Source organism: Halorubrum sp. Ea8, from assembly GCF_002252925.1.
Classification (GTDB): Archaea; Halobacteriota; Halobacteria; order Halobacteriales; family Haloferacaceae; genus Halorubrum.
This window is the reverse complement of sequence record NZ_NHPF01000126.1, coordinates 192-21,179: the sequence shown is the minus strand read 5'-3', so window position 1 is coordinate 21,179 and position 20,988 is coordinate 192. Positions and strand designations below refer to the sequence as shown.

Below are 20,988 nucleotides of genomic sequence, written 5' to 3'. Positions count from 1 at the left end.
ACGCGTCGATGGGACCGCGGCGGTCGATCTCGGCGCTCATCCCCTCGTTCGCGATCGCGCAGACCGCGGTCGCGTTCGGGATCCCCGTCTCGTTCAACGAGATCATCGTCTCCGCGATCGTCGGCGCCGGCTACGCCGCCGGCGACGCGGGCGTGAGCCGGGCGAAGATGGGATACACGGTGTTCGCGTGGATCGGGTCGCTCGTGGGGTCGCTCGCGCTCGGCTACGGGATCTACTCGGCCGTGCAGTTCGTGCTCTGAGCGAGGTGACGAGCGTCGAGGCCGTCGGAATTCGGGTAGTTGTATATGAACGGGATTGTCCGCGAGGCATCGGTGAATGCCCGCGAAGCCACAACCGCTCGTTTATACATGCCTGTTGGTGGATCGACGGAAGGTGTCCAAAGCCTCAGCCGCTCGTTTATACCCGGTGACTGCCGATCGATGGTGAACACCGCCAAAGCCCCAGCCGCGAGGACGGCGCACGCTCGCTTCGCGCCTCACTCGGTCGCTATCGCTCCCTCATTACGGTGCTTGCGTCGTCATCAGAACGCGTAACGTTCTGATTGGCTCACGAGAGCGGAGCTCTCGTGAACGCCTGCGCCGTCCTCGCGGCTGCCCCTTTGAGTCCACCCCGCACCGCAACCGCAGCCGCAACCTCACGCCTCCCCAGCCTCGCGGTTCGCGCTCTGCGAGCGCTCACCGGCTCCCTCGCGCGTGCACCTCGCGCCCTACGGGCGCTCGGCGGCACGCGCCGACCGCGAGCGTGAGTGTATTAGCATCGATATCGGCTACTCGTCGCCCGGGTACGTCGGAATCCGCCCGGACCGTGCGCTCCCGTCGACGAACGGCAGGGCGGCGCGCGTCGCCGCGACCTCCTCGCCGTCGACGCGCACGGTGACCGGATCGAGGTCGGCGTCGAACCGGACCAGCGCCAGCGCGATCGGACCGCCCGAGGCGGGACCGACCGCCGCGCGGGTCACCTCGCCGACCGCCTCGTCGCCGGCGAAGACGGCCGCGCCGGACGTCGGGAGGACCTCGTCGTAGCCCTCCGGGTCGGCGTCGCCGTCGATCGCGCCGGTCGCGTCGGCGAGTCCGTCGAGCCGTAGCCCGACGAGCCGGCGGCTTGGCCGCCCCTGGTTCTCGACGCGGGAGACGACCTCCTGTCCGACGTAACAACCCTTCTCGAAGTCCAGGGCGTTGCGGAGGCCGAGGACGTTCGGCACCGTTCCCTCCAGCTCGTACTCGAAGAGCGGCGTGCCCGCCTCGGCGGAGAGCGCGTCCCACGTCCGGTAGCCGAACGGGGCCGCGTTGAGCCCGCGGTTGATCAGCGTGTCGAACACCTCCTCGGCGTCGTCGGCCGCGCAGACGACCTCGTAGCCCTCCTCGCCGAGGGGGGCGTCGCTCGCGATGACGGTGACGCCCGCGTCGACCATCGAGCCGCGAACGAAGGAGAGCGGCTTCTCGGGGGCGCCCGGGCCGCCGAGCACCGAGGCGACCTTCTCGGTCGACTTGGGCCCGTGGATGCCGAACACGCCGAACTCGTCGGAGGCGTCCTCGACAGTCACGTCCTGGATGAACACCTTGTCCGACCAGTCCTCGGCGACGTCTTCGGTGCGCTCGGGCGGGAGGAACACGAGCAGTCGCTCGTCGGCGTTGTACACGTACATGTCCGTCTCGATGCCCCCCTGCGGGTCGAGCAGGAGCGCGTACACTCCCTGCCCGTCCTCGGCCGGGACGCGGTTGGAGACGGCGTTGTCGACGAATTCGACGCGGTCGTCGCCGGTGATCGCGAGCACTCCGTACCCCATCTCGATCGCGCCGACGACGTTGCGGACCGCCTTCCCGACCCGCTCTGGCTTCCCGTAGTGGTCGACCACCTGACGGCCGCCGCGGTCGCGGTACGTCGCGCCGTGGGCGCCGTGCGTGCCGGAGACGAGAGTCATACCCCGATCGACGCCGGGGAGCGGCAAAAGGTCGCTGGCTCGTCGTCGGGTCGCGAGGGCGTTCGGTCGCGACGCGACCGCGGCGGCGCGAGGGCGGGCGGACTTACAGCCCGAGCCGGTCCCGGATCGTGTCGACGATCCCTCCCGGCGGGTCGTCGGCCGGCGCCTCGGGATCGGGGATCACGCGATCGTGCGCGTAGACGCGGACCCGCTCCTCGCTCTCGACGGTGATGAGCGAGTCCTCTTTCAGGGCTGAGAGCGCTTCCTCGACGGCGTCGATGTCGGCGTCGACGGCCGCGCGCAGCTCCAGCACCGTCATCCCCTCGTCGCCGCGGTCGACGAGCGCGTCCAGCAGCGCGACCTCGACGTCGGGCCGGTCGCGGTATTCCGGCTTTGCGGCCATGCGCGTTAGTTAAACAGGACGGGGTTTACCTCTACCGGCGAGCGCTACCGGACCAGCCGCGAACAGGAGCCGCAGAGGTTCTCCTCTTTCACGTCGACCTCGCGGACGGTCGGGGAGAAGGACATGACGCACTTGCTGTTGTCGCAGTGCTCCAGCCCGAGGGTGTGGCCGATCTCGTGGACGACCTCCTTTCGGACGCGGTCGGAGAACACGTCGACCGCGGGCTTCGTGGACACGCCCCCGTCGGAGGAGGTGCGGAGCCGGTGTGTCGAGATCACGGAGCCGTTGCCGTTGAGGTACGCCAGTCCGAACACGTAGTTCCGGCGGCGGTAGTAGAGGTCCTGCGGGGTGATTCCGATGTTCTTCTCGCCGCCGCCGACCCGGCTGACCGTCTCGATCAGGTCCTCGGCGCGGTACTGGTCGCGACCCTCGTCGTAGGCGGTCTCGGGGATCGGCTGATCGTCGTGGACCGTGACGTCACAGTCGTACACCGATCGGAGCGCGGCGGAGGCCTCCCGTTTCACGCGGGGGGTGACCTCCCCGACGGGGACGATGTCCACGAGCATGGAACCGCTTATGACCGCCCCAATCATAAAGCCCGCGCCGTGGTCTCGCCACCCCGCCTCGCGCTCGTCGAGGAGCTCGCCCGCCACGACCGGCTGCTAGAGGTCGGCGTCGGCGACCGCCCCGGAGTCGCGCGGTCGCTCGCCGAGCGCGGCCGCGACGTCGTCGCGATCGATGTCGCCGTCGGCGAGCGCGCGCTGGCGACCGCCCGGGAGACCGAGGCGGCGACGGTCGCGGGATCGCTGCGCGCCGTCGAGGCCGACGTGCTGGCTCTCGCGGCGGCGACGGACGCCGAAGCGGGAGCCGAGGCCGACTCGACCGAGGCCCATCCGTCCGAGGGCGAGTTCGACGCGGTGTACGCGTGTAACCTCCCGGCGGAGCTCCAGCGCCCGACGGTCGCGCTCGCCGAGCGCCTCGACGCCGCGTGCCTGTTCACGACTCTCGGCTTCGAGGAGCCGACGGTGCCGGTCGGTCGCCGGTCGCTCTCCGGAACCACCGTCTACGTCGCTCGCGGCGGCTCGGCGGGGCCCGAATCCCCGGGCGTCGATCGCGGACGGTGACGGAGTTCCGGCCGAATCGGCCGCGAACCCGAACGTTCTTTCCCCCACCTGCCGGCGTACGGGTATGCAGGTCGACGCAGTCGTTCTCGACATCGACGGCGTCCTCGTCGACGTGGGCGACTCGTATCGACGGGCGATAATCGAGTCCGTCGACAGGGTGTGCGGCAAGACGATCGACCGCGACACGGTCCAGGCGTTCAAAGACGCCGGCGGGTTCAACAACGACTGGGAGCTGACGGACGCCGCCGCGCTGTACGTGCTGGCCCGCCGCGAGGGCCTCGGGATGGACCCCGACGCGTTCACCGACCGGGTCGCCGAGGCCGGGGGCGGCCTCGCCGCGGCGAAAGCGGTCGTCGGCGACCTCCCCCGAGTCGCGCAGGCCCGGGTGCGAGACCAGTGGGACACCGAACGCCTCCGCGAGACGTTCCAAGCGCTGTACCTCGGCGAGGAGTTGTACCGCGAGCTGGAGGGCGGGGAGCCGCCGCTGTCGGCGCCGGGGTACATCCACGACGAGCCGACGCTCGTCGACCCCGAGACGATCGCCGACCTCACCGAGCGGTTCGACGTCGGCGTGTTGACGGGGCGACCCGCGGCCGAGGCGGAGATCGCCCTGGAGCGCGTCGGCCTCGACGTCCCCGAGGACCGGCGGTTCACGATGGACGACTGGGAGGAGGGGAAGCCGCACCCCCGCGCGCTCGTCGCGCTCTCGGAGCGGTTCGGCGCGGAGCGCGTCGCCTTCGCCGGCGACACCCTCGACGACGTGCGGACCGCGCGCAACGCCGACGACGAGGACGCGAGCCGGGTCTACTACGGAGTCGGCGTCCTCACCGGCGGCCTGACCGGCGAGGAGGGACGACGGAAGTACGCCGAGAACGGGGCCGACGCCGTCGTCGAGGACGTGAACGAACTGGTCGAGCTGCTGGAGTAGCCGAGGCGAAGCGATACCCGTTGCTCGCGGGGACGCTTGCCGCGAGAAAATGGGCCTTGCCGGATTTGAACCGGCGATCACTCCGTTATGAGCGGAGGGCTTTGAGCCAGACTAAGCTAAAGGCCCGTAGTGGTCTCAAATAGACGAGGCACATTCTTTAGGGTACCGCATTAGCTCGAACGGAGTGCGTCGAGAACCGTATCGATCCGGTACTCTTCGTGCCAATTGATGTTCGTTCGATTGTTGTTCGCGGCGGGTTCGTATCGGATCGTGGTCGCTGCCGCTCCGGCGTCTTCGATCGGGACGAGATACACATCCTCTGTTCGGACGTTGAGAACGGCAAAGTAATCGATTTTTCCGTCGTATCCCTCTCGTTCGTATCCTTCGCTTTTCGTCCGAACACTTCGAGTCCGGAACTCTACCGCGCCGTCGTTTTTGCCGTCGTACGCTGTCTTGACCTGTAACCGATAGAATTCGCCGTCGATTCTGGTGACGAGGTCGTACGGATCGTTGTCGTACGCCGGCGTAAGCACGGAAACGTCGCGAGCGACCAGCTCCGCCGTGACGATCGCTTCCGTGGCCTGTCCGCGCTTCTGTGGTTCTCCGAGACGGTCGTACTGCTCAAAAAGCGACATACAACCGTCTGAGTCGTAATCGTATAAAACTCACATCCACGATCGGAGCCGTCCGAAGGAGACGCCGAAGCCAGGACTCGAACCTGGGACCGCCTCGTGACTGTGACGTTCGGGGGAAGTCCGCCGAGCGTCGTAACAGCGAGGCGCTCTACCAACTGAGCTACTTCGGCTCATCTTCCGGTACTCGCGTTGTTTTGATATGGCTTTCGTTTCCGCCCGACTCGGCTGCGACGGACCGCGCGGGCGCGTCGAGTCGTCGTCGGCCGGTTTTCCGAATGATTCGCCGCCCCCGCGACCGACACGTTTTCGGCCGGACCGCGAGAGATCCGGACATGGACGATTCCGAGGCCGGCGATCCCGAGTCTGACGCCCTCGAAGCGGTTCTTTCGCGCGTCCGCGACCGGGTGGTCCCGGAGCCGGCGGAGCGCGAGCGTCTGCGAGCCGTCGCCGAGGAGCTCATCGAGCGCGCCCGCGGGGCGATCGCCGATCTCCCCGTCGAGGCCGACGTGGTGCAGGTGGGGTCGACGGCTCGCGGGACGTGGGTCTCCGGCGACCGCGACATCGACCTGTTCGTCCGGTTCGAACCCGGTCTCGACCGCGCCGAGCTGGAGGAGTACGGGCTCGCGGTCGGCCACGCCGTCCTCCCCGACGGCCACGAGGAGTACGCCGAACACCCGTACGTGAAGGGGACCTACGAGGGGTTCGACGTCGACCTCGTCCCGTGTCACGACGTGGAGGCCGCCGCGGAGCTCGTCTCCGCGGTCGATCGGACCCCGTTCCACGACGCGTACCTCTCCGCGCGGCTCGGCGACGAGCTCGCCGACGACGTCGTGCTCGCGAAGGCGTTCCTGAAGGGGATCGGCGCCTACGGGAGCGACCTCCGCACGGAGGGGTTCTCCGGGTACCTGACGGAGCTGCTCGTGTTGGAGCTCGGCGGGTTCGTCCCGCTCGTCGAGTCGGCCCGGAGCTGGCACCCGCCGGTGGAGTTCGACCCCGAGGGGCACGCCGAGGCGACGTTCGACGACCCGCTCGTCGTCGTCGACCCCACGGACCCGACCCGAAACGTCGCGGCGGTCCTCTCGGCCGCGAACGCGGCGCGGTTCCAGCACTACGCCCGCGAGCTGCTCGCGTCGCCGCGCGAGTCGCTGTTCGAGCCGCAGGACCTCGAACCGCTCGACGTCGCGGCCGTCCGCGACCACCTCGACCGGCGGGAGACGACGCCGATCGCCGTCGTCTTCGACGCCCCCGACCTGGTCGACGACCAGCTGTGGCCGCAGCTCCGGCGCTCCCTCGACGGGGTCGTCCGCGGGCTGAACGCGCACGGATTCGACGTGCTGCGCGCGCAGGCGATGGTCGACGACGACCGGGCCGAGCGCGGCCCGACCGGTCCCGTCCGCGCCGCGCTGTACGCCGAGCTAGAGGTCGACGAGCGGCCGGCAGTCGAGCGCCACGAGGGCCCGCCGGTCGCGGTGCGGAAACACGCTGCGAACTTCTACGAGTCGTACGCCGACGACGTCGACCCGGAGACGTACGGCCCGTTCATCGACGGCGATCGGTACGTCGTCGAGCGGGAGCGGGAGTTCACGACGGTGCGAGCGTACCTCGAGAGCGACGCCGCGGGCGACGTCGCGCTCGGGGCGCAGGTGACGCGGGCGTTCGCCGAGCGCGACGTGCTGGTCGGCGACGCCGTCGCGACGCTGGCGCCGACGTTCGGGACGACGCTCCGCGAGTTCTACGAGCCGCACCCGTGATCGGCTCGCTTCGCCGCTGCCGGTCCCGCGGTCTCACCCCGAGACGCGGTCAGAGATCAGATAGACGAGGGCGACGATCGCCACGAGGACCGCTCCGACGGCGGACATGAACGCCGCGACGCGCGGAAAGGCGAGCCAGAAGGCGACGTAGAAGGAGAAGCCGAACGCGAGGAGCCCGGCGATAACGACGCCGCGGGTGGGATTCTGCACGGCGGCGACGAACACGCGCTGCGGCAGCGTGAGATCGCCGAACGACGGTGCGTCGTCGCCGAAGTCTCCGGTCGCGTCCTCCGCGGTCGCGGCGCTCCGGTCCGGGTCGGCGGGGTCCGGACCGCCGGCCGCGCGCTCGGTGTCGGCCCTCTTGTCCGACCGGCTCTCGGCGTCGTCAGTCACGGAAGGCGGTACGTCCCGGAGGGGCCTTTACCTGTCGCTCCCGGGCGTCGCGTGCGGGGAACGGCCGATCCGCGGGTCACACGAGCGCTCCGACGAGCGCCGCCCCGGCGAGAAAGCCGGTCAGCGCGGCCGCCAGGTTCGCGGCGGCGAACCCGACCGCGACGCCCGCGTCACCGCCGCTCGCGGTCGACACCGTCTCGACGGCGAACGACGAGAACGTCGTGAACGCGCCGCACGCGCCGACCGCGACGAGCAGGGTCGCCGGCGAGCCGATCGGCGCGGCGAGGACGGCGCCGAGCGCGAGGCTGCCGAGCGCGTTGACTGCCACCACGGAGCGGCGCCCTTCGATCCGGAGCCCGACGGCGTGTCTGGCGACCGCACCGATCGACCCGCCGACGCCGACGAGCGCGGCCGCGAGGATCGGTCCCGTCACGACCGCCCCCCGACCGCGAGACCGCCGAGCGCGGCCGCGAACCCGACCGCGTAGCTCGCGGCGACGTACCCGGTCCCGGCGAGCGCCCCGAGCGCGACGGCGTCGCCGACGAACGTGCTGTAGGTCGTGAACGACGAGAGCGCGCCGGTGCCGACGAACAACTGCGCGCGGGTCGTCGTCGCCCGAGAGACCAAGAGGCCGAGCGCGAACGATCCGACGGCGTTGACGACGAGCGTGCCGGCGCCGGTGGGAGTTCCGACCGCGACGGCGACGGCGTGTCTGGTGACCGCGCCGAGGAAGCCGCCGGCGGCGACGAGCAGAAACCCGAACGGCGTCCGTTCCATACGAACGCGTCGCCGGGGGTCATCTTGGGCCTTCGGACTCGACCGCGTCCGGGCGAGAAGCGCCGAGGTCGCCGGCCGGCTCGTCGACACGGGCGGCGTCGGCGGTACACACGTCGCTCGCTCGGGGGCTCCCGCCGCCGTGCGGCGTCCGTCGCTCGCGCACTCGAAGGGTGTGGGCGGTCTCGGTCGCGTCGTCGACGACGAGCGCCTCGCCGGTGCCGGTCGGGAGTCGCGAGGCGAGGTCCCCCGCGAGGTACGTCGCGTCGGCCTCCGCGAGGCGAGCCAGGTCGCGTTCGGCGGTGAGTCGGTGACAGACCAGCAGGTCCGACTGCGAGACGGCCACGCTCGGCAGGGCGCCCGGGCGCTGCGTCGCGCAGACGAGCGAGACGCCCGGCGCGCGGCCGCGTGTCAGGAGCGTCCTGAGCGCGGGATCGGCGACGCCGCCGAAGAAGGCGTGCGCCTCGTCGACGAGCAGCCACGGGAGCCGGTCGCAGTCGCCGTCGATCCGGGCGTCGTACAGGCCGCGTGCGACCGCCCTGACGACGGCGGCCGCGGCGGCCTCGGGGACCCCCGCGAGGTCGAGTACCGTCGGCGCGCCGTCGGTCGCGAGGGAGGCGATCGGCGGCGCGTCGGCGTCGAACACGCCCCACGACGCCGCGAGCCGGAGGTGGTTCGCGGCGGCGCGGCGGGCGTCCGCCGGCGCGTCGGCCTCGGCGACGCGGCCGCGCAGGTCGGCGACCGAGACCGCGTCCGCGCCTGCGTCTCCCGCGACGCCCGCGTCCCGCGTCGCCTCGGCGACGGCCCGCCACACCACTCCGCCCGGACCGCTCGTCGGATCGAGACCGAGGAGGTCCGGCCACGCGGCCGCCGGGATCGCGGTCGGACGAACGGCGGGGTCGACCACGCGACCCCCCGCGTTCCTGAGGCCACCGAAGATGCCCATCGGGTCGACGACGACCGCCGAAACGCCCGACGCGTCCGCGAGCCCCTCGGCGAGCACGCCGAGCGTGTACGACTTCCCGGTGCCGCGCTTACCGAAGACGACGCCGGCGTGCGGCCGGTCCGCGTCGACGCCGACGGGAGCCCCGGCGCTGCCGTCGCGAGCGAGGAACGATCCGAGGCGGAGCGTCGGGAGCGACGCGGTAGTGTCCGACGCCCTGTCTGCGTCGCCGCGGGAGGCGGCGCGAGCCCCGCCGTCCTCGCGTCCGAGCACGTGCATATCGGCGGTGACCGCGGTATCGCACTAAAAAAAGTGGGCCCGAGGGGAAGAGCCGAGCGGCGTTCCGGTCGAGCGCCCCGACCGCTTATCAGTGATACCGCGGCCAGCGGGGCCTATGTCCGACTCGAAACGCGACGGACGCACCGCGAACCGCCGATCGTTCCGCACGGACAGACGCGCCATCGAAGGGCTGCCGGTCAGGCTGGTGATCGCCCTCGTCGTCGGCGTCGCGAGTCTCAGCGTGATGATGGGGATGATCGGCGACATCGAAGGGCTCTCCGCGACAGAGGTAGACGCGCGGCCGCAGCCGGAGGTGACGACGCCGGGCGAGCAGTCCGTCGACGTGTCCGTCATCGATCCCGACGGCGCGCGGGTCGCCGACGCGACGGTGATCGTCCGCAGCGGATCCGCGCAGATCGACGGGGTGGCGACGGCGAAGACGAACGAAGAAGGGGTCGCGACCGTCGACGTCGCGCCCGAACTGGGACCGAACCAGCCGGACGGGACGCTCACCGTGGAGGTCAAACCGCCGGCCGAGGGCGACTACGTCGACGAGCGGGAGAACACGGCGGTGCTCGTCGTCGAGGAGTGACGGTGAGGACGGGGTCCGGTGACGTTCGCGCCCTCAGAGCCGGTCGTCCCAGTCGATCCACTCCTGCTCCCAGCCGTGTGGCGCGAAGTGGCCCTGCTCGGCCCGTTCGGCGTCCTCCCGGCGCGTGCGGTTCCGCTCCACGCCGCGCTGCTCCCCGTCGACGAGCATCGGCCGGAGCCGAGCCGGGCCGGCGGTCTCGACGGTGCGGAAGCCCGGCGGGGCGTCGTCGTCCGGCTCCGCCGACTCGTTTGGAGCGGTCTCGATCGCCGCGACGGTCTGAACGGCGTTCCCCCGCGGGTAGACGAGCCGCCCGTCGTCGTCGAGCTGATCCCTGAGCGCGCGCGGGGGTTCGAGCACCGCCGCCTCGAGGAGGATGCGATCGTAGGGCGCGTACTCCGGCAGGCCGTTCGCGCCGTCTCGCCGGTCGACGAGGACGGCTTCGTAGCCGGCCGCGGAGAGGTTCGACCGCGCGAGCGACACCGCCTCGCGGTCGATGTCGACCGCGTGGACGTGCCTCGCCCCGGCGATCTCGGCGAGCATCGCGACCGAGTAGCCGACGCCGGCGCCGATCACGAGGACGTCGTCGCCCTCGGCGGCGTCCAGCGCGCCGATCAGCCGGACCGCCGTCGCCGGCGCGAGGACGCGCGTTCCGGCCTCGTCGCTCGCGGCGTTCGCGTACGGAGAGTCGTCTACGAACGTCTCCCGGGGGACCCGCTGGAGGGCCGTCAGCACGGCGGCCTCGAGCGGCTCGCCGAGCTCGTGTTCGAGCCCCTCGATCATGTCGGCCCGCAGCGACGCCTCGTCCATGGTCGGAGTCGGTGCTCGGTCGCCTAAAACCGCTCGTTCGCCGCGGCGGCGGGCCGGGACCCGTCCCGCCGAACGGGAGATCACCGCATCGGCACGAACCGGACGCCGCCGTGGTCTTCGCGGTCGACGCCGTCCTCGCGGACCGTGAGGCGGACGAGCCGCTGTCCGCCGCGGCCGAGGAAGCCCCCGTCGCCGACCGGCGCGACGATCCGGCCGCCGGTCCGGACCTGCTCGACGATCGGATCGGGGACGCCGCCGCTCGCCGCGCACGTCAGGGACGCCGCGTCGAACGGCGCCGCGTCGCGGAACGCCTCGCGGCCGTCGCCCGATCGGACGGTCACGTCGTATCCGAGCCGATCGAGACGCTCGCGGGCCTCCGCGGCGAGCTCGGGGACGTACTCGGCGCTGAAGACGTTCCCCGGTCCGACGAGTTCGGCGAGCACGGCGGCGTGATAGCCGCAGCCGGTCCCGACTTCGAGGACGCGGTCGCCCCGGTCTAACTCGAGGAGGTCCGACATCATCGCGACCATGTGCGGCGCGCTGATCGTCTGGTCGTGACCGATCGGGAGCGGCCTGTCGGCGTAAGCGCGAGAGCGGTGGCTCTCGGGGACGAACTCGTGCCGCGGGACAGCCTCGACCGCGGACAGCGTGCGCTCGCTCACGTCGAGACGCGCCCGGAGCGAGTCGACGAGCTCTCGGCGAGCGGTCGCGAGGTCCGGAGAGCCACCGCGTTCCGGACCGCCATCCGGTTCCGGCCCGTTCGCGTCGTCCATGGTGAGCAGTAGCACGGCGGTAGTGGAGAAAGTGTCGGCCGCAGTATAAAAAGGTCGGCCGATCTCGGGCGGTCCGTTACTCCACGTCGATCCGGTGACCGTCGACGTCGTCGACGGACTCCTTGGGAAGCGTCACCGTGAGCACGCCGTGTCGGTACGTCGCGCTCGCCTCGACCTCGACGACGGGCGAGGAGAGGTCGACCGTGCGCGTGACCGACTCGCGGCGTCGCTCGCGGCGGAGGTATCGACCGGTCTCGCCCGGGGTCGTCTCGGACACCTCGTCGTCGACCTCGCCGTCGCGCGTTGTCTCCACGCGCTCCGCCGTGATCGTGAGCCGCCCGTCCGTCGCGCGGACGTCGATCAGGTCGCGGTCGTAGCCGGGCAGGTCGGCCACGACGACGAACTCGTCGTCGTACTCCGCGACGTCGACGTCGACCGTCCGGAAGTCCCGCCCCCACGCCCGATCGACGTCGAACGGGGTGCGGCCGAAGAACTGTTCGATCTCGTCGAAGGGGCTGTATCTGTTCATGACAATCGCTCGTATGGAGGCGTCGCGAGGTATTAAACACGGACAGAGCGCTGCTATCTCGCAACACGAGGGCCGGACACCCAGGCGGTTTCGGGGACTGGCCGGGGCTCAGCTCACGTCGATGCTGTGACCGCCGCCGGTGCCCGATCGCTTCGGCAGCGTGACCGTGAGGACCCCGTTGTCGTAAGAGGCGGTCGCGCCGTCGCGTTCGACGGGCTCGGCGATCGGGACCCGTCGCGAGACGGACCGCGACCGGCGCTCGCGGCGGTGATACCGGACGTCGGAGTCGTCCGAGTCCGCCGCGTCGTCGGCGTCCCCGACCTCGACGTCGCGCTCCTCCTCGCGGGTCGCCGCGATCGACAGCGAGTCCTCCCGCAGTTCGACCTCGATGTCCTCGTCCTCGAAGCCGGGGAGGTCGGCGTGCACCGTGATCGATTCGTCGTCCTCGATCACGTCGACCGCGACGTCGCGAGCGCCGGAGAGTTGGGGACCGCCCGGCGAGTCAAGCGTGCCGCCGAGTTCCTCGAACTCCCGCCCCATTCGTTCGAGCAGTTCCTCGATCTCGCCGAAGGGATCGCGTCGCGTCATACAGGTCAGGATTCGTGGCGGAGCGACTTGAACGTACGGGCGCGGCTGGCCGAACGGATCGACGGGGAGGGCCCGAACCAGCGAGAACCGCAGTCGGCGCCTCAGAGGAACGGTCGCCAGTAGTACGGACTCACGAATCCCTCGATGAACGCGGCGACGGCGATCAACAGTCCGACGCCGACGAGCACCCAGAACGCGGTCTCCAAGGCGTCCGCGAACTCGTCGCGGGGGCGCCGCCCCCGGAACGCTCGCCACGAGACGATCCCGAGGTGGACTCCGAGCGCGCCGGAGACGAACAGCGCCGGGATCTCTAAGAGGCCGTGGGGGACGACGAACGCCGCGAGCGCGAGGAGGTTCTCCTCCAGCGCCGCCGTGGCGCCGAGCGCGAACCCGTTGAACGCGATCGACGAGAGCGCCGGGATCACGAGCGCGACGCCCGAGAGCGACGTCGCGATCGCGACCGACCAGTTGTTCCCGAAGAAGTTGACGGCCGCGACGGGCGGTATGTGGCCGAGGAGTCGCCCTTCGATGGAGGTCGTGACGGCGCCGACGAACGGGTCGACGGCGAGCCAGCCGAGCGCGCCGAACCCGATCCCGACGACGACGACGAGCGCGTGTAGTCCCGGGGTCCGGCGCACGAACGCGGCCATCTCGCGCCAGCCGCGGCGGACGCCGCCGGAGAGCTGCGCGCGAAGGGTCGCCTCGGGGGGGTCGAGCGGGTCGACGGCGCCGCGGTGATCGCCGTAGAGGACGGTCTTGAGCAGGTCGAGTGCGGGCGCGGCGACCACCGCGCTGGCGAGCGCGACGACCGCTCCGCCCCCGAGAAACGCGAGCGCGGAGGCGGCCGACGAGATCGCGACGAGGACGCCGACGGCGACGACGAGGTACGCGGCGGCGTCGGCCGGGTTCGAGCGGACGAACCCGCCCGCCCCCTCCACGGCGCCGACCACGCCGGCGTCGTCGACGACGACGGCGGCCGGGGCGAACGCGAAGACGATCCGCACGAGCAGGAGGGCGACGACCCCGACGAGCAGAACGACCAGCGCGGCGGCGGCCCCGAGGAACGGGTTGACGGCGAACGCGGCGGCGATAGCGATTCCCCCGAGGAGCAGGATCCCGAGCCAACAGCAGAGCTCGGCGACGTATATCCCGAGGAACGTGAGCCAGCGGTCTCGCACGCCGGCGATGCCCGCGGTGAGCCCGCGCTCGCTCCGGAGCCGAGCGACGACGGCGGACAGCTGGCCGGCCGAGACCGCGGCGTACGTCAGGACGGCGAGCGCGACGGTCGCCGCCGTCCCGGCCAGGAGGAGGGCGATCGCCGTCGGCGACGCGAGCGGTTCGAGCGCCGGGGAGAGCGACTCGCTCCACGCCTGTACCGCCTCGGGGTCCTGCGTGTCTGGCGGCGTCAGGTCGAGCCCAGCGAGCGCGTCGCGGGCGGCCGCGAGCCGACCGGTGAGCTCGAAGTGCACGTAGACGCCGGCGAGCGCGGCGAACATCCCGATCCGGGCGATGACGGGGACCGCCGTTCCGAGGAGGTAGAACGGGAGCAGGTCGGCGGGACGCCGCCGGAGGGTGGAGGCCGTGGCGGAGACGGCGGAGGACAGGTCCATGACGCTCGATTCGGTCGTCCGCCACTTAATGGGTCCGCGTTTCGTCGGTCGGTCGCCGGCGCTCTCGCCTCGTCGACCTCGGAACCGGCTCGAACGCCCCCGACCCCGCGCGTCCGAAGCTTCAAACGTGCGAACGACCCACACGACTCATGGACGTCTTCGTGTACGGGACGCTGACCGAGCCCGACCGGGTCGCCGAGGTCCTCGACTCGTTCGTCTTCGTCGGTCCGGCGACTCTGACCGGGCTCCGTCTCGTCGAGGGGCGGTATCCGACGCTCGCCCCGGGCGGGGAGACGGCCGGTCGGCTCCTCCGGACGGACGAGGTGGCCGCGCTCGACGAGTACGAGGGCGTAAGAGAGGGACTGTGTCTCCGGGAGAGCGTCCCGCTCGACGCGCCCGAGGGCCACCCGAGTCGGGCCGCCGTCTACGTGGGGGACCCCGACCGGCTCGACGCGGACGCGACGTGGCCGGGCGACTCCCCGAACGCAGATGGAGGGTTCGCGGAGCGGGTCGAGACGTACCTCGAACGGGCCGACGTGCGGGTGCGGCTGACCCCCGAAAAACGCGTCTGACGGGCGGATGACGGGGGTGCAGTCGTGCGGTTTCACTTTCGCTCCGCTAGCCCCACCTTTTTGTATGCAGGCCGCTTGGTCTCAGGTGCACGTCACACGCGTGCATTCCCCCTTTCACAGACGGCGAGCCGGTGGCTCGCCCGTCGGATTTCCGTTCGTCCCGGAGCGCGCGGTCCGTCGCGCCGGCGAACGCCGGGAGAGACGCCCCGGACCGGAACCGATTAGCGGTCGGCGCGGCGACGGGGACGCATGCTGTCCCTCTCAGACGTTCACGAGGCGCGCGAACGCGTCGACGGCGTGGCGCGTCACACGCCCTTGGAGCGCTCTCGGACCTTCTCCGAGATGAGCGGCGCGGACGTCCGGCTCAAGCTGGAGAACTTCCAGCGTACCGGCGCGTTCAAGATCCGCGGCGCGATGAACCGGATCGCGACCCTCTCCGACGCCGAACGCGAGGCCGGCGTCGTCACCGCGAGCGCGGGGAACCACGCGCAGGGCGTCGCCCTCGCGGCCCAGCGCGCGGGCGTCGACGCCACCGTCGTGATGCCGAAGTTCGCGCCCGTCTCGAAGGTGAAGGCCACGCGCGGGTACGGCGCCAGCGTTCGGCTGGAGGGCGTCGACTACGACGAGGCGCAGGCGTACGCCCACAAGCTGGAGCGCGCCGAGGGACGGACGTACGTTCACGCGTTCGACGACCCGGTCGTGATGGCCGGGCAGGGGACGCTCGGCATGGAGATCGTCGACGACTGCCCGGAGCTCGACACGGTCGTCGTCCCCGTCGGCGGGGGCGGCCTCATCTCGGGGGTCGCCGTCGCGGTCAAAGAGCAGCTCTCCGACGTGCGGGTCGTCGGCGTGCAGGCCGAGGGCGCGGCCTCGGCCGCGAAGTCGCTCGAAGCCGGCGAGGTCCGCGAGATCGACAGCGTCGACACGATCGCCGACGGGATCGCCACGCGGTCGGTCGGCGAGGAGACCCTCGCGGTCATGGCGGAGTACGTCGACGAGGTCGTCACGGTCGACGACCGCGAGATCGCCTTGGCGCTCACGCTCCTCCTCGAACGGTCGAAGACGCTCGTGGAGGGCGCCGGCGCCGTCGCGCTCGCCGCCGTCCTCTCGGAGGCGTTCGAGTACGACGACGGCGAGACGGTCGTCGCCGCGCTCTGCGGCGGCAACATCGACCTCAACCGGCTCGGCACCGTGATCCGGCGCGGGCTGGTCCAGATGGGCCGCTACCTCAAGATCACGGTCGACCTGAAGGACCGCCCGGGCGAGCTGGAGCGCGTCTCAAGCATCGTCGCGCGCACCGGCGCGAACGTGTACGCGGTCCACCACGACCGCACCTCGCGGGACGTCGCCGTCAACGCCGCCGAGCTCGAACTGGAGCTGGAGACCGACGACGCCGAACACGCCGCCGACATCGTCGACGCGCTCGAAGCGGACGGGTACGAGGTCGAGATCCTGTCGTGAAGCAGGCGATCACGACGACCAGTTATAAATAGAACTGCGGTGGCGCGTGCCTCCGAGCGCCCGGAGGGCGCGAGTCGCACGCGCGAGGGACGCGGCGACCGGAGCGAAGCGGAGGGAGCCGCGAGGCTGGGGAGGAGTGAGGCTGCGGTGCTGTGCGGGGCGAGGTGGGACTCAAAAGGGCAGCCGGGAGGACTCGCGCGGCTCGCTGTGGTCCTCGTCGCTCGTTCCACTCGCTCCTGCGGTCCTTGCGTCGCCGTGCTTCGTCTCCCGGCTGGGGCTTTGGCGATGTCCTCCCCGGCAGCGGCCGCGTATCGCCGAGCGGCTGGGGCTTTGCCGGCGTCACCTCAGCGGCGGTTCACTCCGAGGAGTTCGTCGAATCGGTCGCGGGTTCCGAGGCCGAAACGCTCCCGCTCACGCTCGTCGATCCGCCGAGGGGGGAACTGTCCGACTCCCCGCGGAGCGTGGTGACCGTCTCGCCGTCGTGCTTGACGATCAGTTGCCAAGGGTCGTCGCCCGCGGGAATTCGCATCGTACCGTTGTAGCGGGCGACGCCCGAACACGACCTGGACGCGTTCTCCGCCTCCTCAATCGGGACGTCGAGGACGTAGGCGGACTCGTTCACCCGCTCGAACGTCGGGCCGCCGATCGCGTACGACGGCCCCGGCAGGGAGACGTTTCGAGCGTACGTGATCTCCGTGTTCTCGCCCCCGGCAGCCACCGACGTGGAACTGTTAGCCGCGAACTCGTCGGGACAGCGGACCCCGTCGGAATCGAAGTGGAGCAGCGCCGGCGGATCGCTCGCTCCGCCGAGGAGGCTGCCGGGGCCTCCCGACACAGGACCGGCGAGGGCGACGGCACTACCAGTCACGACCAACGCGAGTGCAGCGGCGACGACGGCAAGACCACGTCTGTTCATCTCGTTTCGAACGATGGAGGAACCGCGGATAGTACCACGTATAATGCAAAGAAGGGTTTGAGTCACCGATCGCCTCACGGGTGCGAACGAGGGGCGTCGGAGCGGTGACCCGGACGCACCCGAAACGACGAACCGCGTCTCAGTCGTCCGCGGCCGCGGCGTCGACCTCGCCCTCGTACAGCTCGCCGGCGCGCTCGCGCTCGGTGAGGTACTCGTCGACGTCGAGCGCGGCTTTCACGCCCATCCCGCTCGCGGTAGCCGCCTGCTGGTAGTGGAAGTCGACCACGTCGCCCGCGCCGAACAGCCCCGGGACGCCGGTGGCTGTCTGGCCGCCGCCGCGGCCCCCCTCGGTGATCAGGTAGCCGTCCTCGTCGGTCTCGACGCCGAGCCCCTCCAGGAAGTCCGTGTTCGGCGTGTGGCCGATGGCGAAGAAGACGGCGCCCACGTCGAAGTCGTACTCGTCGACCTCGTCCGCGGTCGCGGGGTCGTCGAGCTTCTCCTTGGGGTGACCGTCCGGGTGCTCGACGAGCGTCACGCGGTCGATCCCGTCCTCGGGGGTGCCGTGGATCTCGGTGAGCTCGGTGTTGAGGAGGAGCTCGATCTCGCCGTCCTCGACCTTCTCCATCGTGCGTTCGATCCAGACGTCCTCGGCGCGGAACTCTTCCCGGCGGTGCGCGACGTAGACGGTGTCCGCGAATTTCGTCAGGAAGTTCGCCTCCTCCATGGCCGCGTCGCCGCCGCCGACGACGAGCATGTCCTCGCCGCGGAAGAAGGCGCCGTCGCAGGTCGCGCACGTCGAGAGGCCGTACCCCATCAGCTCGTCCTCGCCGGGGACGCCGAGCGTCCGAGCGCTCGCGCCGGAGGCGGCGATCACGGCGTCGGCCGTGTAGACGTCGCCGTTCGTGAGCTCGGCGCGGAAGTGGCCCGCGGGCTCCTTCGAGACGTCCTCGATGACGCCGTTGCGCGTCTCGGCGCCGAACTTCTTCGCCTGCGCTTTCATGTCGTTGATGAGCTGCGGCCCGGAGATCCCCTCGGGGAAGCCGGGGTAGTTCTCTACGTCGGTGGTGAGCGTCAGCTGGCCGCCCGGCTCGTCGCCTTCGATAAGCAAGGGGTCGTTGTTCGACCGCGCGGCGTAGATGGCCGCGGAGAGGCCCGCGATACCGGTACCGGCGATGATCAGTCGGCGGTGATCGACAATATCGTCAGTCATGCAATACTGTTCGCCGCCGCGAAATATGTAGGTTGCGCCATCGGACGCGGTCGCCGAACACGAGCTGACGGCGGGACGGACGGCGGGGTCGGAGCCGTCTCCGAGCCCTCAGTCGTTCGGGAACTCCGGCACTGGACCGACCGGTTGGCTCGGCGCGTCGTCGAGCGCCTCGAAGAAGCGGCCGGAGACGAACTCCTCGACGACGTCGGGCAGCGACTCGTCCTCGGAGACCGCCTCTAAGATGCCGAGCGGGACCTGCGCGCCGGCCATAGTGGCGTGGCCGCCGGCGGAGCCGACCGAGTCGAGCGCGTCGCGGAGGAGCTCGCCCACGTCGAGGTCCGCGCCGCGCGACCGCGCCGAGGCGTAGATCACCCCGTCCTTGTAGCCGTACACGAACGTGACCGTGACGCCGTCCATATCGAGGAGGCGCTCGGACGCCTGCGCGAGGGTGTCGCGATCGCTGATCTCGCCGACGCAGGAGGCGACCGTCGACCCCCGCACGTCCCGGCCCTCGATGGCGTTCGCGAGCACCCGGAGCGTCTCCTGGCTCACGCTCGGGCTCTCGACGCGTTCGAGCGTCGACTCGTCGACGAGCGGCGACAGCGACGCCGCCGCCTCGAAGTCCGGGATCGACGTCGACCGAGTGAAGTCCTTCGTGTCGATGCGGATACCGTACAGCAGGGCGGTGGCGAGCTGTCGCTCCGGCTCGACGCCGAGCCGCGAGAGGTACTCCTCGATGAGGGTGCTCGTGGCGCCCGCGTCCGGCCGGATGTCGACGAACTCCCCGTCGACCGGGCCGCGGGGCGGGTGGTGGTCCACGACGACGTCGACGGGGTGCCCCTCGGGGAGGCTGTCGTTGATCCCCGCCCGCGAGTGGTCGACGAGGGCGATCCCGCCGTAGTCGTCGAGGTCGATCCCGTCGAACGTCGACAGCGAGAGGTCGAGCAGGTTCACCAGCGCGCGGTTCTCTTGGTGGGCGATCTCCCCGCCGTAACAGGGGTCCGCCGGGACGCCGACGACGTCCGCGACCCGGGCGAGCCCGATCGCGCTCGCGATGGCGTCCGGGTCGGGGTTGTCGTGGGCGACGACGAGGAGCGGGCCGGAGAGGTCGCGGAGCGTCGACAGGAGTCGGACCGGCAGTTCGTCGCCGTCGGCGCCGGTCGCCTCGCGGACCCGCGCGGCCAACGCCTCGACCGGGTCGACGACGCGGTCGGCGACCGCCTCCAGCGCCGCCTGTTGGGCCGCGGTCGGGTTCGTCCCGACGTGCGCGACGATCATCGCGTCCGGGTAGCGCTCCCTCGCGGCCTCCGCGGCGTCGACGTTTCGCGCGGGGTCGTCGCTCGCGACCAGCACGACCGCGGCATGGTCGGGGTACGCCGACGGGTCGGTGGGGTCGGCCTCGACGGTGCCAACGTTACGGTCGCGGAGCGTCGACGCCCACCCGGTGTCGTCGGTGATCGCGACGAGCTCGCCGCGCTCCTCGCGGGTGCGCTCGACGAGCGTGTTCCCGACCGCGCTACAGCCGAGCAGCAGACGCCGGGCCATACGAGCGCGAAGTGACGCGAGAGGAAAACGCTGCCGTCATTCGTCGGGGGCGTCCGGGGCGTCGGCGCCGTCGCGATCCCCGCCGTCGGCGTCTCCGCCCCCGCGGAGGGTCCCGTTCACCGCGGCGGCGACGTCGACCGCGGCGCGGTTCTCCGCCGCGTCGTGAACGCGCACGAGGTCCGCCCCGCGGTCGGCGGCGAGCGCGGTGGCGGCGACGGTGGCGTGCTCCCGGTCGCTCGGCTCGCGGTCGACCGCGCCGAACATCGACTTGTGCGAGTGGCCGACGAGCACCGGACAGTCGAGCGCCGCGAACTCCCCGATCCGGTCGATCAGCTCGAACGCCTCGGCCGCCGACTTCCCGAAGCCGAGCCCGGGGTCGACGATCACCTTGTCGCGGTCGATCCCGGCCGTGTCCGCGAGCGACAGCCGCTCGCGGAGCGACTCGATCACGTCTCCCACCACGTCGTCGTACTCGGGGTCGTTCGTCGGGTCGACCGGCGCGTCGAGGCTGTGCATCACGACGACCGGGCAGTCCGCCTCGGCGACGACCTCGCGCATCGCGGGGTCCTCCAGCCCGGTCACGTCGTTGATGACGTCGGCCCCGGCCTCCAGCGCCGCCTCCGCGACCGGCGCCTTCCGGGTGTCGACCGAGATCAGCACGTCGCCGTCGGCGACCGCCGGCACCGACCGAACCGCCTCGATCGTCGGGACGACGCGGTCGATCTCCTCGTCGACCGTGACCGGGTCCGCGCCCGGCCGGGTCGACTCGCCGCCGACGTCGACGACGTCGACCCCGGCCTCAACCATGCGCTCGGCGCCCGCGATCGCGTCCTCCAGCGCCTCGTGGCGCCCGCCGTCGTGGAAGGAGTCGGGCGTGACGTTGAGCACGCCCATCACGGCGGTGCCGTCGGTCCACGGGTAGTCGGGGGGCGAGCCGCCCGCGTCGGCGTCGCCTCCGGGGGCCGAGTCGTCGCCGTCTTCCGGTCCGCCGCCTGCCGATCCGCCGCCTTCCGATTCGCCGACTACCGGTCCATCGCCCTCGTCGAGCCCGAGCCGGTCGGCGATGTCGGCCGCGACGCCCGCGAATCCGCCTCCCTCCCGGGCGCGCAGGCGGTCGAGCAGCGCGCGGTACTCTGCCACCGTGCCTCCGAGCGTGACCGGGACCTGCTCGCCGCCGGGGACGCGCCCCTCGCTCGCCCCGAGCCCACGAGAC

At 71.3% G+C, this 20,988-nt stretch carries 24 protein-coding genes and 2 tRNA genes; 7 read left to right on the top strand and 19 right to left on the bottom strand.

Features of this window, described 5'->3' with window-relative positions; genetic code table 11:
• On the top strand, positions 1-260 hold a 260-nt coding region (locus DJ74_RS15355), incomplete at its 5' end, for an inorganic phosphate transporter (RefSeq protein WP_176451359.1).
• A 527-nt stretch (positions 261-787) separates the two neighbouring features.
• Here DJ74_RS15355 and DJ74_RS15350 read toward each other — a convergent pair.
• The 3 genes from DJ74_RS15350 to DJ74_RS15340 form a co-directional block, all read right to left on the bottom strand.
• Positions 788-1,942 carry an aminomethyltransferase family protein gene (locus DJ74_RS15350; RefSeq protein ID WP_094527802.1) on the bottom strand — a complete coding sequence of 385 codons (1,155 nt, stop codon included), beginning with the start codon at positions 1,940-1,942 and terminating at the stop codon, positions 788-790.
• 103 nt (positions 1,943-2,045) lie between these two features.
• Positions 2,046-2,345 carry a DUF6432 family protein gene (locus DJ74_RS15345; protein ID WP_094525628.1) on the bottom strand — a complete coding sequence of 100 codons (300 nt, stop codon included), beginning with the start codon at positions 2,343-2,345 and terminating at the stop codon, positions 2,046-2,048.
• 44 nt (positions 2,346-2,389) lie between these two features.
• Positions 2,390-2,911 (bottom strand): archaemetzincin family Zn-dependent metalloprotease, encoded by a 522-nt coding sequence (locus DJ74_RS15340; protein ID WP_094525630.1) that lies wholly within the window; start codon positions 2,909-2,911, stop codon positions 2,390-2,392.
• Between the two features lie 39 nt (positions 2,912-2,950).
• Between DJ74_RS15340 and DJ74_RS15335 the strand changes: the two genes are divergently transcribed.
• Both DJ74_RS15335 and DJ74_RS15330 read left to right on the top strand, forming a co-directional pair.
• Positions 2,951-3,469 carry a UPF0146 family protein gene (locus DJ74_RS15335; protein ID WP_094527801.1) on the top strand — a complete coding sequence of 173 codons (519 nt, stop codon included), beginning with the start codon at positions 2,951-2,953 and terminating at the stop codon, positions 3,467-3,469.
• 64 nt (positions 3,470-3,533) lie between these two features.
• Positions 3,534-4,397: a TIGR01548 family HAD-type hydrolase gene (locus DJ74_RS15330; protein ID WP_094527800.1), complete on the top strand. Its 864-nt coding sequence runs from the start codon at positions 3,534-3,536 to the stop codon at positions 4,395-4,397.
• A gap of 50 nt (positions 4,398-4,447) precedes the next feature.
• On the opposite strand, the gene DJ74_RS15325 is transcribed toward DJ74_RS15330, so the two are convergent.
• The 3 genes from DJ74_RS15325 to DJ74_RS15315 all read right to left on the bottom strand — a co-directional run bounded on the left by DJ74_RS15325 (position 4,448) and on the right by DJ74_RS15315 (position 5,202).
• Positions 4,448-4,523: transfer RNA gene (locus DJ74_RS15325), tRNA-Ile, on the bottom strand.
• A 44-nt stretch (positions 4,524-4,567) separates the two neighbouring features.
• Positions 4,568-5,032: a group I intron-associated PD-(D/E)XK endonuclease gene (locus tag DJ74_RS15320; RefSeq protein ID WP_094525635.1), complete on the bottom strand. Its 465-nt coding sequence runs from the start codon at positions 5,030-5,032 to the stop codon at positions 4,568-4,570.
• Between the two features lie 62 nt (positions 5,033-5,094).
• Positions 5,095-5,202, bottom strand: a tRNA-Asn gene (locus tag DJ74_RS15315).
• Positions 5,203-5,364: 162 nt separating this feature from the next.
• Here DJ74_RS15315 and cca point away from each other — a divergent pair.
• Complete coding sequence (gene cca / locus DJ74_RS15310; RefSeq protein ID WP_094527799.1) at positions 5,365-6,783, top strand: CCA tRNA nucleotidyltransferase; 1,419 nt, start codon at positions 5,365-5,367, stop codon at positions 6,781-6,783.
• Between the two features lie 33 nt (positions 6,784-6,816).
• On the opposite strand, the gene DJ74_RS15305 is transcribed toward cca, so the two are convergent.
• From DJ74_RS15305 to DJ74_RS15290, 4 genes are all read right to left on the bottom strand, one after another.
• Positions 6,817-7,176 carry a hypothetical protein gene (locus DJ74_RS15305; RefSeq protein WP_094525638.1) on the bottom strand — a complete coding sequence of 120 codons (360 nt, stop codon included), beginning with the start codon at positions 7,174-7,176 and terminating at the stop codon, positions 6,817-6,819.
• Between the two features lie 76 nt (positions 7,177-7,252).
• Complete coding sequence (locus DJ74_RS15300; RefSeq protein WP_094525640.1) at positions 7,253-7,609, bottom strand: CrcB family protein; 357 nt, start codon at positions 7,607-7,609, stop codon at positions 7,253-7,255.
• Complete coding sequence (locus DJ74_RS15295) at positions 7,606-7,953, bottom strand: CrcB family protein (protein WP_094525642.1); 348 nt, start codon at positions 7,951-7,953, stop codon at positions 7,606-7,608. Before DJ74_RS15295 ends, DJ74_RS15300 begins: the two co-directional genes overlap by 4 nt.
• Before the next feature lie 19 nt (positions 7,954-7,972).
• Positions 7,973-9,172, bottom strand: a complete 1,200-nt coding sequence (locus DJ74_RS15290; protein ID WP_094527798.1) for an ATP-binding protein — start codon at positions 9,170-9,172, stop codon at positions 7,973-7,975.
• A 115-nt stretch (positions 9,173-9,287) separates the two neighbouring features.
• Here DJ74_RS15290 and DJ74_RS15285 point away from each other — a divergent pair, with 115 nt between their 5' ends.
• Positions 9,288-9,764: an Ig domain-containing protein group 1 domain-containing protein gene (locus DJ74_RS15285; protein WP_094527797.1), complete on the top strand. Its 477-nt coding sequence runs from the start codon at positions 9,288-9,290 to the stop codon at positions 9,762-9,764.
• Between the two features lie 33 nt (positions 9,765-9,797).
• On the opposite strand, the gene DJ74_RS15280 is transcribed toward DJ74_RS15285, so the two are convergent.
• The 5 genes from DJ74_RS15280 to DJ74_RS15260 form a co-directional block, all read right to left on the bottom strand.
• Positions 9,798-10,571, bottom strand: coding sequence for a protein-L-isoaspartate O-methyltransferase (locus tag DJ74_RS15280; protein WP_094525648.1), 774 nt, complete (start codon positions 10,569-10,571; stop codon positions 9,798-9,800).
• Positions 10,572-10,651: 80 nt separating this feature from the next.
• Positions 10,652-11,344, bottom strand: a complete 693-nt coding sequence (locus DJ74_RS15275; protein ID WP_094527796.1) for a protein-L-isoaspartate(D-aspartate) O-methyltransferase — start codon at positions 11,342-11,344, stop codon at positions 10,652-10,654.
• 76 nt (positions 11,345-11,420) lie between these two features.
• Positions 11,421-11,873: an Hsp20/alpha crystallin family protein gene (locus DJ74_RS15270; protein WP_094527795.1), complete on the bottom strand. Its 453-nt coding sequence runs from the start codon at positions 11,871-11,873 to the stop codon at positions 11,421-11,423.
• Between the two features lie 108 nt (positions 11,874-11,981).
• Positions 11,982-12,461 (bottom strand): Hsp20/alpha crystallin family protein, encoded by a 480-nt coding sequence (locus DJ74_RS15265; protein ID WP_094527794.1) that lies wholly within the window; start codon positions 12,459-12,461, stop codon positions 11,982-11,984.
• A gap of 101 nt (positions 12,462-12,562) precedes the next feature.
• A complete protein-coding gene (locus DJ74_RS15260; protein ID WP_094527793.1) occupies positions 12,563-14,071 on the bottom strand; it encodes a stage II sporulation protein M in 1,509 nt (502 codons plus the stop codon).
• Positions 14,072-14,220: 149 nt separating this feature from the next.
• Here DJ74_RS15260 and DJ74_RS15255 point away from each other — a divergent pair, with 149 nt between their 5' ends.
• Complete coding sequence (locus DJ74_RS15255) at positions 14,221-14,643, top strand: gamma-glutamylcyclotransferase (protein WP_094525657.1); 423 nt, start codon at positions 14,221-14,223, stop codon at positions 14,641-14,643.
• 249 nt (positions 14,644-14,892) lie between these two features.
• A complete protein-coding gene (gene ilvA, locus DJ74_RS15250; RefSeq protein ID WP_094527792.1) occupies positions 14,893-16,104 on the top strand; it encodes a threonine ammonia-lyase in 1,212 nt (403 codons plus the stop codon).
• A 355-nt stretch (positions 16,105-16,459) separates the two neighbouring features.
• Here the strand turns inward: ilvA and DJ74_RS15245 are convergent, their stop codons facing one another.
• The 4 genes from DJ74_RS15245 to folP form a co-directional block, all read right to left on the bottom strand.
• Complete coding sequence (locus tag DJ74_RS15245) at positions 16,460-16,972, bottom strand: hypothetical protein (RefSeq protein ID WP_254922010.1); 513 nt, start codon at positions 16,970-16,972, stop codon at positions 16,460-16,462.
• A 187-nt stretch (positions 16,973-17,159) separates the two neighbouring features.
• Positions 17,160-18,230 (bottom strand): NAD(P)/FAD-dependent oxidoreductase, encoded by a 1,071-nt coding sequence (locus tag DJ74_RS15240; RefSeq protein ID WP_094527791.1) that lies wholly within the window; start codon positions 18,228-18,230, stop codon positions 17,160-17,162.
• A 108-nt stretch (positions 18,231-18,338) separates the two neighbouring features.
• Positions 18,339-19,775 carry a DHH family phosphoesterase gene (locus tag DJ74_RS15235; protein ID WP_094527790.1) on the bottom strand — a complete coding sequence of 479 codons (1,437 nt, stop codon included), beginning with the start codon at positions 19,773-19,775 and terminating at the stop codon, positions 18,339-18,341.
• A gap of 36 nt (positions 19,776-19,811) precedes the next feature.
• On the bottom strand, positions 19,812-20,988 hold a 1,177-nt coding region (folP, locus tag DJ74_RS15230), incomplete at its 5' end, for a dihydropteroate synthase (RefSeq protein WP_254922183.1).

Bases quoted from the DNA above. Each gene is read 5' to 3' on its own strand.
- DJ74_RS15350 (WP_094527802.1), bottom strand. From the start codon at position 1,942: ATGACTCTCGTCTCCGGCACGCACGGCGCCCACGGCGCGACGTACCGC.
- DJ74_RS15345 (WP_094525628.1), bottom strand. From the start codon at position 2,345: ATGGCCGCAAAGCCGGAATACCGCGACCGGCCCGACGTCGAGGTCGCG.
- DJ74_RS15340 (WP_094525630.1), bottom strand. From the start codon at position 2,911: ATGCTCGTGGACATCGTCCCCGTCGGGGAGGTCACCCCCCGCGTGAAA.
- DJ74_RS15330 (WP_094527800.1), top strand. From the start codon at position 3,534: ATGCAGGTCGACGCAGTCGTTCTCGACATCGACGGCGTCCTCGTCGAC.
- DJ74_RS15320 (WP_094525635.1), bottom strand. From the start codon at position 5,032: ATGTCGCTTTTTGAGCAGTACGACCGTCTCGGAGAACCACAGAAGCGC.
- cca (WP_094527799.1), top strand. From the start codon at position 5,365: ATGGACGATTCCGAGGCCGGCGATCCCGAGTCTGACGCCCTCGAAGCG.
- DJ74_RS15295 (WP_094525642.1), bottom strand. From the start codon at position 7,953: ATGGAACGGACGCCGTTCGGGTTTCTGCTCGTCGCCGCCGGCGGCTTC.
- DJ74_RS15290 (WP_094527798.1), bottom strand. From the start codon at position 9,172: ATGCACGTGCTCGGACGCGAGGACGGCGGGGCTCGCGCCGCCTCCCGC.
- DJ74_RS15285 (WP_094527797.1), top strand. From the start codon at position 9,288: ATGTCCGACTCGAAACGCGACGGACGCACCGCGAACCGCCGATCGTTC.
- DJ74_RS15280 (WP_094525648.1), bottom strand. From the start codon at position 10,571: ATGGACGAGGCGTCGCTGCGGGCCGACATGATCGAGGGGCTCGAACAC.
- DJ74_RS15275 (WP_094527796.1), bottom strand. From the start codon at position 11,344: ATGGACGACGCGAACGGGCCGGAACCGGATGGCGGTCCGGAACGCGGT.
- DJ74_RS15270 (WP_094527795.1), bottom strand. From the start codon at position 11,873: ATGAACAGATACAGCCCCTTCGACGAGATCGAACAGTTCTTCGGCCGC.
- DJ74_RS15265 (WP_094527794.1), bottom strand. From the start codon at position 12,461: ATGACGCGACGCGATCCCTTCGGCGAGATCGAGGAACTGCTCGAACGA.
- DJ74_RS15260 (WP_094527793.1), bottom strand. From the start codon at position 14,071: ATGGACCTGTCCTCCGCCGTCTCCGCCACGGCCTCCACCCTCCGGCGG.
- DJ74_RS15255 (WP_094525657.1), top strand. From the start codon at position 14,221: ATGGACGTCTTCGTGTACGGGACGCTGACCGAGCCCGACCGGGTCGCC.
- ilvA (WP_094527792.1), top strand. From the start codon at position 14,893: ATGCTGTCCCTCTCAGACGTTCACGAGGCGCGCGAACGCGTCGACGGC.
- DJ74_RS15240 (WP_094527791.1), bottom strand. From the start codon at position 18,230: ATGACTGACGATATTGTCGATCACCGCCGACTGATCATCGCCGGTACC.
- DJ74_RS15235 (WP_094527790.1), bottom strand. From the start codon at position 19,775: ATGGCCCGGCGTCTGCTGCTCGGCTGTAGCGCGGTCGGGAACACGCTC.